Consider the following 15,420-nt stretch of genomic DNA (forward strand, 5'->3'; position numbering starts at 1 on the left):
CGCTCGATGTCGGGTGCGCCGCGCGGCGCCGCACGTCGCCGGCCGCGACCGGCCCCGCCTGCTCCGCGCCGCACCCGTCGCGCGCGCCGGCCGATACCGGCGCGATTCCTTCCGACCGCTGCACCGCCTGAAGCCACGCGGGCGCGCAGCCTGATCCGATCCGCCGCCATGACCAAACCCTCGAATCTCGTCACCTCGATCACCGTCGACATCGATGCGCCGGCCGCCGTCGTCTGGGAAGTGCTGACCGACTTCCCGCGCTACGGCGAATGGAACACGTTCTGCATCGGCTTCGAAACGACCGGCAAACTCGGCGATTTCGTGCACATGCAGATTCGCATTCCGGGCACGGAGACCGTGATTCCCGTCGACGAAATCCTCGTCGCATACGAGCCCGAACGCCTGCTGTCGTGGGAGCAACGCCCGACCGACGACAACAAGGACGCCGCGCGCCGCGACCAGTACATCGACGCGACGGGCGCGGAGCGCTGCCGCTACTTCACGACCGACCAGTTCCTCGGCGTCAACGCGGACACGATCATGCAGCACCACGGCGCGTGGGTGAAACAGGGTTTCGATCAGTGCGCGCGCGACGTGAAGCGGCGCGCCGAAGCGCTGCATGCGGCACGCACGCGCAAAAGCAGCTGAGCGGGAGCGGTCGATGCCCGATCTGCACACGCTGTCCGATCATCACGACATCCGCGAGCGGGTCGTCCCGTATTCGAGCGCGATCGACTCGTGCGACTTCGATGCGCTCGACACGGTATTCACGCCCGACGCGGCGATCGACTGTCGCGCAATGGGCGGCATCGCCGGTCGCTATCCGGACGTGAAAGCGTGGCTGCGCACCGTGCTGCCGCGATTTCCGCGGTATCAGCATCTGGTCGGCAACCTGTCGATCCGGCTCGACGGCGACACCGCGCGCGGCCGCACGATCTGCTTCAATCCGATGGAAGTCGCGCTGCCGGACGGCGGCACGCAGGTGATGTTTCTCGGGCTGTGGTACGTCGACCGGTTCGTGCGTACCGCGCACGGCTCGCGCATCGCCGAGCGCGTCGAGGCGCGCTGCTACGGCCACAACGTGCCGGCCGCGCTCGCCGGGACGATCGGCTGATCCGGTCATGCTACGCGCGCCGTGCGATGGCTGCGCGACGCGCGCAGCGTCGATGCATTGCGTCGATCGCGGCGTCAGTCGAGCCGGAACGCGGCCTCGAAACGCTCGGCGAATGCGTCGAACTCGGCTTCCGGCAGATGGTTGATGCCGCCCGCGCGCTTGCGCCCGCCGCCCGTCGCGAAGCCGCGGCAGAACTCGTCCGCGCCGATCGGCCGGCCGTCGGGCACGCGCACGCTGACGACCAACCCGCCGTCCGCGCGCGGCGACAGCACCGCGAGCGCCGCATGCGGCGCATTGCGCATCCGCTCGTTCGCGAGCATGCCGGTCGCACGCCGCGCCCACGGGTGGTCGGGCATCCGGACCAGCGTCGCGCCCGGCACCTCGCGCAGCGGCGCGAGTGCGCACGCGCGCGCCATGTCGTCGCGGTAGCCGTCGCGCAACGCGGCGAACACGGCCGTCTCGCGCACGAACTCGAGCGGATCGGTGCACGGCAGCATCGCGTCCGCGAGCGCCGCCGGATCGAAATGCAGATCGCCGACGCACTCGCCGTACGCGTTGTAGTTCAGGTAGAGCCCGAGCTCGGCCAGCACGCAACGCTCGGCTTCGTCGACCCCATGCTCGCGCGCGAGTGCGTCGCCGAGCGCCGGCAGTTCGTCGCCGAACGCCGCGACGATCGCCCAGCGCACGTACCGGCCGCCGAGATAGCGATTCACGATCGCGCTCGTGCAGACGTCGGCTGCCGTGTCGATATGCGCGTCGAAGCGCGGATCGTCGGGCAGCGCGCCCGCGAAGTGATGGTCGAAATAACGGACCGTCGCGCCGTCACGCAGCAATCGCGCGCACGCGTCGCGGTTCTGGTCGTGCGATACGTCGAGCACGGTGACGAGGTCGCCCGCGCGCGCGTCGACGCGCTCGAGCAGCCCGATGTCGCGCTTCACGCCGGTCACGAGCGTGCCGGGCACGCGTTCCGCGAGCCGCAGTTGCTGAAGCGCGCACAGGCCGTCCGCGTCGCCGTTGAACGCGAAGACGTGTCGCGCGTACTGGTTGTCCTGCATGATCCGTGGCTCCATCGTCAAGGCATGAAATCGCCGCCGTTCGCGTCGAGCGTCGCGCCCGTCACCGCGTTCGCGTAGTCGGACGCGAGGAACAGCGCCGCACGCGCGCAATCGTCGTCGGTCGGCAGCTTCGCGAGCGCGATGTTCGACGCGATCGGCGCAACGATCTGCGCCTCCGTCATCCCGTAGTCGGCGGCCGCCTGCCGGAAATAGGTCTGCGTCGGCACGCCCCACATCCAGCCCATGTGGATGCTGTTCGCGCGAATGCCGTGCACGCCGAGTTCGCGCGCCAGGTATTTTGCCGCAACCGCGAGCGCGCCCTTCGATACAGCGTAGCCGCCCTCCCCTGCAAACGGCTTGCGGGTCGCCTGCGTGTTGATCATCACGATCGCGCCGCGCTGCTGCCGCTTCATGTGCGGCACGACTTCCTGCGTGAGCGCCATCGTACCGAACACGTTGGTCTCGAACACCGCGCGCCAGCCGTCGAGGTCGGCTTGCTCCACCGGCTCCGGAAACGTCCCATGCACGAACGCGCTGTTCACGAGCGCGTCGATCCGGCCGAAGCGCTCGACGGCCCGCGTCGCGAGCTGCCGGCATTGTGCCCGATCGGTGATGTCGGTCTGCACCTTCAGCACCGCGCAATCGACATCGAGTGCACGGATTCGCGCGTCGGCGTCGTCGAGCTTTTCCATCGTGCGCGCCGCGACCACCACGCCGCGTGCGCCCTCGCGCGCGGCTTCGACCGCGAGCTTCACGCCGAGTCCCGGCCCGATTCCGGAAATCACGACGATCTTGTCCTTCAGCAACATGGGTTGTCTCCTGGTTGTCGTTCGTCTTGCGTACGCGGCCGTCAGACGGCGGCCTGCAGGTGCCGCGCGCGATACGCGGCGAAGTCGTGCGCGAGTTGCGCGTCGGTGAAGCCGAAGCGGGCGATCGAATAGTCGTGCGCGGCGCGCTTGTCGCGGCCGTTGCGCGCGATCCAGTCGGCCATCGCCGCACGCTGCCGCGCATCGACCGACATGCCGGCGAACGCATACACGGCGTGCGCCACCCCCAGCGGATTCGACACGGTGTCCTCGAACCGCACGTCGAGAAACCGGTGGGCCGGCAGCGCATCGCGCGCCGCCATCGCCGCACCGATCGCGCGCGCCATCCCTGCGTTCCACTGCGCGCCGACGGCGAGCGGATCGGGATCGTCCGCGTACAGTTGCCACAGCGTGTGCGCCATGCTCGCCATCGACGGAATCGTCTGCGCCGGATCGCGGTGCGTGAGCACGACCTGCGCACGCGGAAACACGCGGCACAGCACGTCAAGCGCATGCAGGTGCTGCGGCGTTTTCAGCAGCCAGCGCTCGGCCGGCGCGACGCCGCGCCGCGCCTTCTGCCACTGCAGGAACTGCAGCATCCGTTTCAGGTACGTGTAGACCGGCGTGAGATCCTGCCGCGCGAGCCAGGCCGTATAGCGCGGCACGTTCGCGTACGAATCCATCGCGCACACGAACGAATGCTCCATCAGCATGAATTCCTCGTCGGCGAGCATCGCGTCGAGCGGATGGATCGTCAGGATCTGCGGGATGCAGTCGATCATCGTCGCGACCTCGGCCTGCGCGCGCGCGATGCGCACGGCCGGCGCGTCGAGCGTCTCGCCGGCAAGCGGCGCCGGGTAGCGCGTTTCCCACCACGCGGCCGAATGAAAGCGCGGGTCGACGGCCAGTAGCCGCTGCAGCAGCGTCGTGCCCGTACGCGGCAGGCCGACGATCACGAGCGGATCGTCGATTGCAATGTCCGCGATCTCCGGATGGCGCCGGAAGTAATCCTCGACGACGAGCCGGTTCACGAGCTGGCCGACGAGCTTTTCGCGCATCATCGCCGCGCCGCGCGCGGACAGCGCCGCTTCGTCGATCAGCGACGCGCACATCACGTCGAGCGCGTCGCGATACGGCCCGTCGCCGAACGCGGTGAGCCCGCCCGTGCGCGACACGGCCTCAGCCATCAAGCCGTCGGGGGCGAGCAGCGTGCGAGCCTGGTCGAGCGGCGCGTTCATGCGGCCTCCTTCAGCGCGGCGAGCTTCACGACGCGCGTGCGCGGATGCACCGGTTGCGCGGCGCCCACCCAGCGCCAGCAGATCGTGCCGGTGCGATGCCCGGCGGTATCGAGCCAGTTCGCGCTGCCCGGCCGCGTGGCCGCGACGATCACCGTCACCCCGCCGTCCGCATTGGGCCGAGCGCTGTGCTTGTTCACGCAGATGTCGAAGTGCCGATAGTCGAGCGACTCCATCCAGTAGTTGTTGAGCTGCACGTTCCAGAAATCGCAGTCCGGCACGGTATCGACGTCGATCACGAGCGCCTCGTCGGCGGCGAGCGACCAGCACGAGTGGTAGTAGTAGATGTTCGGATCGCCGCCGACCGACTGGCACAGCGCCTGGTCGGCGGGCGGCAGCGCGTTCACGTGCGGGCGATAGCTCGCGGCCCAGTCCGCGAACAGCTTCGACGTCTGCTCGACGAACTGCGCGGCGCGCATCAGGCCGCCCTGCAGCGCCAGCGGATCGAGCGGTGCGGGGCGCGCCTGCGCATCGATGCGTTCGATCTTCAGTTGCGCGGGCGTCTCCGTGCGCCGGTCGAGGAAGGTCTGGCGCACCAGCAGCGCGTTGGTGTCCGGCTCCATCCGCACCCAGTTGCCCGCGCGCGGCGTCGCGCTCAACACGATCTCGACGCTGCCGTCCGGCGCGATCTCGAGCTGCTTCGCGTCGAGAAAGCCTGTCTGCAGCATCTTGCCGTCGGTCTCGTAGCCGCCCTTCTGTGTGCCGAAGCTCAGGTATGCGACCGTGCCGCGCCGTCCCGTCACGCGGTATTCGCAGCGGCCGTCGACGCGCGCGTACTGGTACAGGTTGTCGGGGTTGTCGGCGCCGATCTTCGCGGTCTCGTGGGACGGCGAGAAGAAGCCCGGCCACGCGCCGTCCGCGAACTCGACGTGCATTTCCAGCGCGATGCGCATCAGTCGGCTCAGGTAGCGGAAGCCTTCCGCACGCGTGAGCGGATCGTCCGGCGCGTCGGTGCGCAGGATCTGTTCTCCGCTGCGTTTCAGGGTGTCGCAGAAATCGGCCCAGGTCTGGCCCGAAAGCAATTGCGTGGCGCGTGTGTCATCCGTCATGTGTCGTCTCCGCCGATGGTCGAGCGCTCACCTTAAGCGGCGCCGCCGCGCGCCACTTCGTCCGGGTGGACTAAGGAAAGATCCGCTCCACGGCCGCGTGCCGGTTTAGTCCACCCGGACGAAGAGCGGCATGCCGCCCGCTGGATACCGTTGGCGCCATGCCCGCAACGCCGCACATGTCGCGCGGCGCCGGCATGAAACAAGGAGACGAACGATGTTGACCCACCTGGAGCGGCTGGAGGCCGAAAGCATCCACATCATGCGCGAGGTCGTGGCCGAGAGCGAGAACCCGGTGATGCTGTATTCGATCGGCAAGGACAGCTCGGTCATGCTGCATCTCGCGATGAAGGCGTTCTACCCGGCGAAGCCGCCCTTTCCGCTACTGCACGTCGATACGACGTGGAAATTCCGCGAGATGATCGCGTTTCGCGACGAGACGGCCGCGCGCCTCGGCCTCGACCTGCGCGTGCACGTCAACCCCGACGGCATCGCGAACGGCATCAATCCGTTCACGCACGGCTCGGCCGTGCACACCGACGTGTGGAAGACGCAAGGGCTCAAGCAGGCGCTCGATCACTACGGTTTCGACGCCGCGTTCGGCGGCGCACGCCGCGACGAGGAGAAATCGCGCGCGAAGGAGCGCATCGTGTCGCTGCGTTCGGACCAGCACCGCTGGGACCCGAAGCGCCAGCGCCCCGAGCTCTGGTCGCTGTACAACGCGCGCAAGCGCAAGGGCGAAAGCCTGCGCGTGTTCCCGATCTCGAACTGGACCGAGCTCGATATCTGGCAGTACATCCGGCTTCACGACATCCCGATCGTGCCGCTCTACTTCGCGAAGGAACGGCCCGTCGTCGAACGCGACGGCGCGCTGATCATGGTCGACGACGAACGCCTGCCGCTGCGTGACGGCGAAGTGCCGCGGATGCGCAACGTGCGCTTTCGCACGCTCGGCTGCTATCCGCTCACGGGCGCGATCGACAGCGACGCGACGACGCTCGACGACATCCTGCGGGAGATGCGCGACACGCGGACGTCCGAACGCCAGGGACGGCTGATCGACAGCGATTCGGCCGGTTCGATGGAAAGGAAGAAACAGGAGGGATATTTCTGATGGCACACGTACTCGCCGCGCCCGAGGCGCCCCCTATCCACGCCGACGAGACGCGAACGAAGGACCTGCTGCGTTTCATCACCTGCGGCAGCGTCGACGACGGCAAGAGCACGCTGATCGGCCGCCTGCTCTACGAATCGAACATGCTGTTCGACGACCAGCTCACGCAGCTCGAAGCCGATTCGAAGAAGGTCGGCACGCAGGGCGGCGAACTCGATTTCGCGCTGCTCGTCGACGGCCTGTCGGCCGAACGCGAGCAAGGCATCACGATCGACGTCGCGTACCGCTTCTTCGCGACCGCGCGGCGCAAGTTCATCGTCGCCGATACGCCCGGCCACGAACAGTACACGCGCAACATGATCACCGGCGCGTCGACCGCCGATCTCGCGGTGATCCTGATCGACGCGCGCAAGGGCGTGCTCACGCAGACGCGCCGTCACAGCCATCTCGTCGCGCTGATCGGCATCAAGCGCGTCGTGCTCGCGATCAACAAGATGGACCTCGTCGACTACGACCGGGCCGTGTTCGAGCGTATCGATGCGGACTACCGCGCGTTCGCGGCCGAGCTCGGGTTCGCCGAGATCGTCAGCATTCCGATGTCCGCGCTGCGCGGCGACAACGTGATCGCGCCGAGCGCACGGATGCCGTGGTACGCGGGCCCGCCGCTGATGCAGCATCTCGACCGCCTGCCGCTCGCCGCGCGCGTGACGCACGACGAACCGTTCCGGCTGCCGGTGCAATGGGTCAACCGTCCGCACCTGAATTTCCGCGGCTACGCGGGCAGCATCGCGTCGGGCGAGATTCGCGTCGGCGAACGCGTGCGCGTGCTGCCGTCCGGCAGGGAAAGCCGCGTCGCGTCGGTGATCACGCCGGCCGGCGAAGCCGGCATCGCCCGCGCCGGCGAAGCGGTGACGCTCACGCTCGCCGACGAAATCGACATCAGCCGCGGCGACCTGATCGCGCGTGCGGACGCGCCGGCGGAAGTCGCCGACCAGTTCGAGGCGACGCTCGTGTGGATGCACGACGAGCCGCTGCTGCCCGGCCGCCCGTATCTCGTGAAGCTCGGCACGCAGACGGTCGGCGCGACCTGCGCGACGCCGAAGTACAAGATCGACGTGAACACGCGCGAGCATCTCGCCGCGCGCGCGCTCGCGCTGAACGAGATCGGCGTGTGCAACCTGAGCTTCGACCGGCCCGTCGCGTTCGATCCGTACGACCGGAACCGTCATACGGGCGGCTTCATCGTGATCGACCGCTTCAGCAACGACACGGTCGGCGCCGGGATGCTGCACTTCGCGCTGCGCCGCGCGCACAACGTGCACTGGCAGGCCGTCGACGTCGATCGCGACGCGCGCGCGCGGCAGAAGGCGCAGACGCCGCGCATCGTGTGGCTGACGGGGCTGTCGGGCGCCGGCAAGTCGACGATCGCGAACCTCGTCGAGCAACGGCTGCACGCGCTCGGCAAGCATACGTACCTGCTCGACGGCGACAACGTGCGGCACGGCCTCAACCGCGATCTCGGCTTCACCGAGGCCGACCGCGTGGAGAACATCCGGCGCGTCGCCGAAGTCGCGCGGCTGATGCTCGACGCGGGGCTCATCACGCTCGTGTCGTTCATCTCGCCGTTCCGCGCCGAGCGCGACATGGCGCGCGCGCTGGCGGGCCCGGACGAATTCGTCGAAGTGTTCGTCGACACGCCGCTCGCGGTCGCGGAGGAGCGCGATCCGAAGGGCTTGTACAAGAAGGCGCGGCGCGGCGAGCTGAAGCACTTCACCGGCATCGATTCGCCGTACGAGCCGCCCGTGCAGCCGGAGTTGCGTGTCGACACGGTGACCGAGTCGCCGGAGGTCGCGGCGGATCGCATCGTCACGTACCTGCTGCGCGAACGCGCGGCGTAAGCGGCGCCCGCCTGCCCGCGTCGCCTACTCCGTTCGGATGACGCGCGCGGCAGGCGGGCCGCTATGCTGGTTCGGAATCCTTCATCCGGACCAGGAGAACACGAGCATGCGGATCGCGCTGGCGCCCGGCGACACGGCCGCGCACGATGGTTTCGACGACGCGGCATGGAGCGCGCGCGAGCTCAGCGCATGGCTCGGGCTCGTCTATCAGGGTCCGTCTGAAACCACGCCGTGGGCCGGCTTTCTCGAAGCGGTTCGCGTGCGACTCGATGCGAGCTTCACGACGCTCGTGCTGCGCAATCCGGGCGGCGCGCGACACGGGCTGATCATCAACGCGTCCGCACACGGCCCGCTGCTGCCCGGCGAACCGTCGTACAGCGAGCAGTTCTATGCGCTGTGCCCGTTTCTCGACCACCCGCCCGGCCAGGTGTTCACGGCCGACCGCCTGTTCGGCGACGCCGCGTGGCGCGCGCACGATTTCTACCGGCAATACCTGCAGCCGCTCGACCTGCGCTACATCCTCGGCGCGAACCTGCGCGGCGAACGCGGCGTCGAGTGCGCGTTCTTCGTGAGCCGCCCGCACGGCGGCCGCGATTTCGACGCGACCGAGCGCGCGCAGGTCGCGACGCTGCTGCCGCACCTGCAACGCGCGGTCGAGCTGCACGCGGCGCTCGACGTCCTCGATGCCGAACGCGCGCTGTATGCGGGCACCGTCGACCGGCTCGACGTCGGCACCGCGATCGTCGACGAGGACGGCCGCGTGATCAAGCGCAACCGCATCGCCGAACGGCTGATCGACCAGCAGGACGGGCTGTGCGTGCGGCAGGAGCGGCTTCACGCGTCGTGCCCGCTCGACGAGCGCCGGCTGCAGAAGGCGCTGCAGGCCGCGCTCGAGCATTTCCGCGCCGGGGCGCTCACGCGCATCGAGGCCACCACGCTGTCGCGTCCCGGCGGCGCGATGCCGTTGAGCGTGCTGCTGCGCCCGCTCGCGCCCTATCGCGGCGCCGAGGACCGCCAGCATCGGCCGGCCGTCGCGGTGTTCGTCCGCGATCCGGCCGCGTCGCCGCAGACATCACGCGACATGCTGCACCGGCTGTTCCGGCTCACGCCGATGGAAACCGAAATCGCGCTGCTGCTGGTCGACGGGCTGACGCTCGACGAAGCGGCGGCCGCGACCGGCATCACGAAGAACACTGCCCGCGCGCACCTGCGCGGCATTTTCGCGAAAACGGGTGCGACGCGGCAGGCCGTGCTCGTGAAGACGCTGCTCAACAGCGTGGTGTCGATGGCGTAGCGCGCCGTGCCGGCACTCGGCACGATCTCATTTCACGTCATACGTCATCAGACGTTGTCGAATGACGCGTCGATCACCGGCATTCGCCAAATTTTAGGAAATTTCCGGGTAAACCCGCGACGTCATCGTCGATGCTCCGGCGTACCATGTCATACGACGACATACTACATCGACCGCCAACCAGACGCCGACGCGGGCTGCCGCCCCGTCCGCCGCCCGACCGGAGACACCCTTGAACCCGCCCTCGTCCGCCCTGCCCGGCCGCGACCCGCTCGCGTCGGCCGTCTCGAAAGTGAAGTGGCACGTGCTGCCGCTCGTGCTGATCATGTTCATCGCGAACTACATCGACCGCGTGAACGTCGGCTTCGTCGATCGCCATCTCGAAGCGTCGATCGGCATCGGCGCGGCCGCGTACGGGCTCGGCGCCGGGCTGTTCTTCGTCGGCTATGCGCTGTTCGAAGTGCCGTCGAACCTGCTGATGCAGCGCTACGGCGCGCGCGTCTGGCTGGCACGGATCATGGCGACGTGGGGCATCGTCGCGGCCGCGATGGCGTTCGTGTGGAACGACACGTCGTTCTACACGCTGCGCTTCCTGCTCGGCGCGGCCGAGGCCGGCTTCTTCCCCGGCGTCGTGCTGTACCTGTCGCAATGGCTGCCGCCGCAGGAACGCGGCAAGGCGATGGCGATCTTCCTCGGCGGCTCCGCGTTCGCGTCGGTGCTGTCCGGGCCCGTGACCGGCGCGCTGCTGTCGATCCGCGGCTTCGGCCTGCAGGGCTGGCAATGGATGTTCCTGATCGAAGGGCTGTTCTCGGTCGCGCTGTGCGGCGCGAGCTGGCTGCTGCTGAAATCGCATATCCGCGACGCGACGTGGCTCACGGCCGAGGAACGCACGGCGCTCCAGCACGCGCTCGACGCGGAGCGTGCGACGCGCGACGTCCGCTCGAACGTGCCGGTGCGCGCCACCGCGCTGCTGCGCGATCCGCAGATCATGCTGTTCTGCTTCCTGTATTTCGCGATCCAGCTGACGATCTACGCGGCCACGTTCTGGCTGCCGACCATCATCCGCAGGATGGGCGGCCTCACCGATTTCCAGGTCGGCCTGTACAACACGATTCCGTGGATGATCGCGATCGGCGCGATGTACGGCTTCGCGGTGCTGTCGTCGAAGTGGAAGCATCCGCAGCGCTGGCTCGCGTTCTCGCTCGTGCTCGCCGCGTGCGGGCTGTTCGCGTCGACGTCGCCCAGTCCGGTGTGGTCGTTCGCGTCGATCTGCTTCGCCGCGCTCGGTTTCAAGGCCGCGGCGTCGCTGTTCTGGCCGATCCCGCAGGGCTATCTCGACACGCGCGTGGCCGCCGCCGTGATTGCGCTGATCAACTCGGTCGGCAACCTCGGCGGCTTCGTCGCGCCGACGGCCTTCGGCTATCTGAAGCAACATACGGGTTCGATCACGGGCGGGCTGTATGCGCTCGCGATCGCTTCGCTCGTCGCCGCGGTCGCCGCGCTGTTCGCGCGCACGCACCGGCGCAGCGAGCCGCCGCGCGGCCAGCCGGCCGACGAATCCTTCACGCACGCTCCGATGCTCCGCCATGCCGAACACTGACCGCCTGACCGTCGTCGTCTCGAATGCCGTCGACGGCGACCTCGCCACGTTCTCCCTCGCAGGCGACGGCACGCTCGCGCCGCTCGCCCGCTATCCCGCCGCCGACGTCGCGATGCCGATCGCCGTGCAGGCCGACCGCACGCGGCTCTACGTCGCGACCCGCGGCGAACAGCCGACGATCGTCGCGTTCCGCGTCGCGGCCACGGGCGCGCTCGCGCGCATCGGCACGACCGCGATCGACGCGAGTCATGCGTACCTGTCGCTCGACCGCAGCGGCCGCTGGCTGCTCGGCGCGTCGTACGGCGGCCATTCGCTGAGCCTTTACGACGCCGCGCGCGTGCGCGACGGCGACGGTACGCCGCTGCAGGTCGCGGGCGGCATCGCGAACGCGCACGCGGTGATCGTGTCGCCGGACAACCGCTTCGCGTACGTCAGCTCGCTCGGCTCGGACCGCGTGTTCGGCTTCGCGCTCGTCGAGGACGCCGCCGGGTTGCGCGCGGTCGAACACGGCGAAACGCGCGTGCCGGCCGGCTTCGGTCCGCGTCACCTGCGATTCGCGGATGACGGCCGCACGCTCGTCGTCGTCAGCGAATTCCAGGCCACGCTCGCCACCTTCGTCCGCGACACCGCCACCGGCCGGCTCGGCGACGCACACGTGAGCGCGCGTCATCCGGCCGTCGCCGCGCTCGCGCAAGGCCATGCGCGCCCGCCCGCTCCTGTCGAGCCGTCCGTGTGGGCCGCGGACCTGCACCTGACGCCCGACGAGCGCTTCGCGTACGTCAGCGAACGCACGTCGAGCCGGTTGCTCGGCTATCGCCGCAACGACGACGGGTCGTTCGCCCCCGCGCACGCGACGGCCACCGAAGCGCAGCCGCGCGGGTTCGCGATCGATCCGTCGGGACACTGGCTGATCGCCTGCGGCGAGCAGTCCGAACACGTCGCGGTGTATGCGATCGCGCCGGACGACGGCACGCTGTCGCTGCACGCGCGCGTGCCGGGCGGCCGCGGCGCGAACTGGGTCGCGATCGTCTGAAGTCGGGCGGTCTGAAGAAGAAACGGCGCCCGTACGGGAACCTGCACGCCGATGCGGGTGCGGCGTTCAGCGCCGCTCGCTCGGCGCGACGCCCGTCCAGCGCTTGAATGCGCGCGTGAAATTGGCGCGATCGGTATAGCCGACGCGCGCCGCGATCTCGTCGACCGGCAGCCGCGTGCCTTCGAGCAGCCGCAACGCGTCGCGCAGCCGGATCTCGTCGAGCAGCGCCGAATAGGTCGCGCCGTATTCGGCGAGCTTGCGCTTGAGCGTGCGCGCCGACACATGCAGCTCGCGCGCGACGTCGTCGACCGACGGATAGCCGCCTTCGCCGCAGATCAGCAGGTTGCGCACGCGCTCGACGATGCTCTCCGCATAGCCGAGCCGCGCGAGTTCCGCCTCGCACTGCTGGACGATCATCTGCGCGGTCTGCGCGTTCGCGGTGCCGATCGGCTCGTCGAGCAGCGCGGCGTCGCAGCGGATGCGGTTCGCGCTCGCATCGAAATGGCAGCGCGGCAGCCGCGCGCGATAACGCTCGAACCACGGCGGCTCGGGCCATTCGAAATGGAGTTCGGCACGCGACTGGAGCGTGCGGCCCGGCGTCGGATACAGCAGCGAATTGAACAGGATCGCGGTTTCGACCAGAAAGTTTTCCACCGCGAACTGGCGCAGCCGGCCGAGCGGAAACGCTTCGAGCACGTCGATGTCGACGATGCCGTCGAGTTGCGCGAGCCGCACCGAGAAAAACGGCACGCGCGTCGGCAGGTAGCGGATGCCGAGCGCGATCGCCTCGCCGAGCGTCGCGCAGCTCATCAGCCCGAAGCCGATCAGTCCCGCTTTCGTGAGGCTGCTGCGCAGGCCGATCTCGATCGCGATCGACGGATCGTCGGTCGCGTCGAGCAGGTTGAACACGATCGCCGCCTGCTGCAGCGGCGTGATGCGCGCATCGGGCTGCGCGAGCCGGTCGCGCTCGACGCCCGAGCCGGCGAGAATGCGACCGCCGTCGATGCCGCGCTCCTCGGCCAGCATCAGCATGAACAGCGCATACGCGGACGACACCGTCGCCTTGTTCAACTGGCGCGCGGCATCCGGAACGGACAGGGCCATGCGGCTAACTCCGGAGCGGTTTCGGCGGATTGTAGCGTCGCTGGCCCGCAATGACACCGCGGCGGCACTCTAGCCACGCGACGGCATCGGCCACCGGAGCGCCGGCCAACGTGGCCCGAAATGACACCGCCATTGGCACCGACGGCCCTCGCATGCGCGCCGGCACGCGCCTATGCTTGTCACATCGGCATTGCGCCCCACTCTTTCCGCATGGATTCCGGTCGATGAGCCAACCCGCACGAACCGCCTTTCGCCACGACGCCGACAAGGTCGCGTACGTCCGCCGCGAAGTGAACGCCGCGAGCGACGCGATCCGCGCACGCTTTCCGCTGCTCGACAACCAGAACCTCGTCGGCGCGACCGTGATGGCCGTGTCGGTGAGCGCGACGCTCGCGATCGCGTGGCTGTATGCGCGCGGCGCGATCGCGTGGTACGTCGCGCTGCCGCTCGCCGCGTTCGTCACGTCGCTGATCCACGAGCTCGAGCACGACCTGATCCACCTGATGTACTTCAAGAAGACGCCGTGGGCCTATCACCTGATGATGGCGCTGTGCTGGCTCACGCGGCCCGGCACGATCAACCCGTGGACGCGCCGGCGCATGCACCTGCATCACCACAAGGTGTCGGGCGGCGAATCGGATCTCGAGGAATTCGGCATCACCAACGGCGAGCGCTGGGGCGTGAAGCGCCTGCTGATGATCGCGGACGGCATGCTCGCCGTCGTGCTGCGGCCGGCCGCGATGCGCCGCAAGGTGAAGCAGTACGTGGCCGCGCAGCCGGTGCAGGATCCGTCCGAGCGCCTGCAGTTGCGCATCGAGCAGGTGTCGTCGTACATGCCGGTCGGTCACCTGTACTACACGCTGTGGCACGCGTTCATCGTCTATCACGTCGGCCTGTTCGCGCTGCATGCGTTCGGTTACGCGGCGACGGTGCCGGCCGTCGTCGAACGCGCGATGAGCGTCGTCGATTTCCTGGCGGTGGTGTGGCTCGGGCCGAACTTCGTGCGCAGCTTCTGCATCAACTTCGTCAGCTCGAACATGCACTATTTCGGCGACATCGACTCGCGCAACGTGATCCAGCAGACGCAGGTGCTGAACCCGTGGTGGATGCTGCCGTTCCAGCTGTTCTGCTTCAATTTCGGCAGCACGCACGCGATCCATCACTTCGTGGTGCGCGATCCGTTCTACATCCGGCAACTGACCGCCCGCACCGCGCACGCGGCGCTGCGCGAAGTCGGCGTGCGCTTCAACGACGTCGGCACGTTCGCCCGTGCGAATCGCTGGGGCGGCTATCGCCCGTCTCGCGGCGCGCACCACGCGCAGGCCGACGCGTAACGCCGGCGACGCGCGGCATCAGCGCCTCGTCACTCGCCGATCGGCGGCATCGGCCCCTGCCCGCGGATCCACGACCAGCTCGCGAGTTCGGCCATTTCCTTGTCGCCGCGGCTGTCGCCGTACGCGAACAACTGCTTCGGCGGCCGGTTGCCCCACCATCCGCGCAGCCGCACGACCTTCTGCGGCCCCCAGCAGTTCTCGCCGTCGAGCCGGCCGGCGAAGATGCCGCGCTCGAACGCGAGCCGCGTCGCGAGCACGGCGTCGAAGCCGGCCGCCTTCGCCCACTTCTCCAGATACAGCGACGGCGACGCGCTGACCAGCACGACTTCATGCCCGCGCGCCCGATGCTCGCGGACACGCTCGAGCATTTCCGGACGCACGAGGTTCGGCAGATAGCTATCGACGAACCGGCGCGCCTGCGCATCGAGCACGTCCTCGCGGATCGGCCCGAACGCGAACGACGCGAACTTCGCCTTCGCGTCGCCGCGCGACAGCAGCCCGGCCTTCATCGCGACGATCCACGGCAGCGCGCGCAGCCCGGCCCACGCGAAACGCGGCGTGCCGACCGCCTGGCGGACGAAATGGCGAAAGCTGTCGGTGGTCGTGATGGTGCCGTCGAAATCGAAGGCGGCGACGATGCGGTCGGTCATGGAGAATCGGCGGGAAAGCGATGAGATGCCCGGGAAGATAGCAGACTCGCGACCGCCCGCGCGAAACCGTCGCGCCC

General features: G+C 68.9%; 14 protein-coding genes. 8 read left to right on the forward strand and 6 right to left on the reverse strand.

The features are described 5' to 3' along the window. Positions 1-168: 168 nt before the first annotated feature. Positions 169-648 carry an SRPBCC domain-containing protein gene (locus H0X95_RS20090; RefSeq protein WP_006486060.1) on the forward strand — a complete coding sequence of 160 codons (480 nt, stop codon included), beginning with the start codon at positions 169-171 and terminating at the stop codon, positions 646-648. Positions 649-661: 13 nt separating this feature from the next. After that, the gene (locus H0X95_RS20095; protein WP_006486058.1) at positions 662-1,114 is read left to right on the forward strand and encodes a nuclear transport factor 2 family protein; all 453 of its coding nucleotides are present in this window, start codon (positions 662-664) and stop codon (positions 1,112-1,114) included. 74 nt (positions 1,115-1,188) lie between these two features. Here the strand turns inward: H0X95_RS20095 and H0X95_RS20100 are convergent, their stop codons facing one another. Genes H0X95_RS20100 through H0X95_RS20115 form a run of 4 tightly spaced genes read right to left on the reverse strand, consistent with a single transcriptional unit; the run spans position 1,189 to position 5,319 of the window. Then, positions 1,189-2,169 (reverse strand): hypothetical protein, encoded by a 981-nt coding sequence (locus H0X95_RS20100; RefSeq protein ID WP_034201530.1) that lies wholly within the window; start codon positions 2,167-2,169, stop codon positions 1,189-1,191. Positions 2,170-2,186: 17 nt separating this feature from the next. Further along, positions 2,187-2,978, reverse strand: a complete 792-nt coding sequence (locus H0X95_RS20105; RefSeq protein ID WP_006486063.1) for an SDR family oxidoreductase — start codon at positions 2,976-2,978, stop codon at positions 2,187-2,189. Positions 2,979-3,019: 41 nt separating this feature from the next. Continuing rightward, complete coding sequence (locus H0X95_RS20110) at positions 3,020-4,213, reverse strand: sulfotransferase family protein (protein ID WP_006486067.1); 1,194 nt, start codon at positions 4,211-4,213, stop codon at positions 3,020-3,022. Continuing rightward, positions 4,210-5,319, reverse strand: a complete 1,110-nt coding sequence (locus H0X95_RS20115; RefSeq protein WP_006486054.1) for a DUF1214 domain-containing protein — start codon at positions 5,317-5,319, stop codon at positions 4,210-4,212. The genes H0X95_RS20110 and H0X95_RS20115 overlap by 4 nt, the downstream gene beginning before the upstream one ends. A 214-nt stretch (positions 5,320-5,533) precedes the next feature. Between H0X95_RS20115 and cysD the strand changes: the two genes are divergently transcribed. From cysD to H0X95_RS20140, 5 genes are all read left to right on the forward strand, one after another. Further along, a complete protein-coding gene (gene cysD, locus H0X95_RS20120; RefSeq protein ID WP_006486056.1) occupies positions 5,534-6,430 on the forward strand; it encodes a sulfate adenylyltransferase subunit CysD in 897 nt (298 codons plus the stop codon). Then, positions 6,430-8,328 carry a sulfate adenylyltransferase subunit CysN gene (gene cysN / locus H0X95_RS20125; RefSeq protein WP_196446148.1) on the forward strand — a complete coding sequence of 633 codons (1,899 nt, stop codon included), beginning with the start codon at positions 6,430-6,432 and terminating at the stop codon, positions 8,326-8,328. Before cysD ends, cysN begins: the two co-directional genes overlap by 1 nt. Positions 8,329-8,434: 106 nt before the next feature. Next, the gene (locus H0X95_RS20130; RefSeq protein WP_006486068.1) at positions 8,435-9,622 is read left to right on the forward strand and encodes a helix-turn-helix transcriptional regulator; all 1,188 of its coding nucleotides are present in this window, start codon (positions 8,435-8,437) and stop codon (positions 9,620-9,622) included. A gap of 232 nt (positions 9,623-9,854) precedes the next feature. Continuing rightward, positions 9,855-11,222: an MFS transporter gene (locus tag H0X95_RS20135; RefSeq protein ID WP_006486057.1), complete on the forward strand. Its 1,368-nt coding sequence runs from the start codon at positions 9,855-9,857 to the stop codon at positions 11,220-11,222. Further along, positions 11,209-12,255: a lactonase family protein gene (locus H0X95_RS20140; RefSeq protein ID WP_058901630.1), complete on the forward strand. Its 1,047-nt coding sequence runs from the start codon at positions 11,209-11,211 to the stop codon at positions 12,253-12,255. The genes H0X95_RS20135 and H0X95_RS20140 overlap by 14 nt, the downstream gene beginning before the upstream one ends. 66 nt (positions 12,256-12,321) lie before the next feature. Here H0X95_RS20140 and H0X95_RS20145 read toward each other — a convergent pair whose 3' ends face one another. Further along, on the reverse strand, positions 12,322-13,359 hold the full coding sequence (locus H0X95_RS20145; RefSeq protein WP_006486061.1) for an AraC family transcriptional regulator: 1,038 nt from the start codon (positions 13,357-13,359) through the stop codon (positions 12,322-12,324). Positions 13,360-13,583: 224 nt separating this feature from the next. Here H0X95_RS20145 and H0X95_RS20150 point away from each other — a divergent pair, with 224 nt between their 5' ends. Further along, entirely contained in the window at positions 13,584-14,693 is a 1,110-nt protein-coding gene (locus tag H0X95_RS20150; protein ID WP_059721192.1) for a fatty acid desaturase, read from the forward strand. Positions 14,694-14,722: 29 nt separating this feature from the next. On the opposite strand, the gene H0X95_RS20155 is transcribed toward H0X95_RS20150, so the two are convergent. Continuing rightward, the gene (locus H0X95_RS20155) at positions 14,723-15,343 is read right to left on the reverse strand and encodes an HAD family hydrolase (protein WP_059721191.1); all 621 of its coding nucleotides are present in this window, start codon (positions 15,341-15,343) and stop codon (positions 14,723-14,725) included. Positions 15,344-15,420: the final 77 nt, after the last annotated feature.

Source organism: Burkholderia sp. 9779_493 (genome assembly GCF_015712215.1).
Classification (GTDB): domain Bacteria; phylum Pseudomonadota; class Gammaproteobacteria; order Burkholderiales; family Burkholderiaceae; genus Burkholderia; species Burkholderia cenocepacia.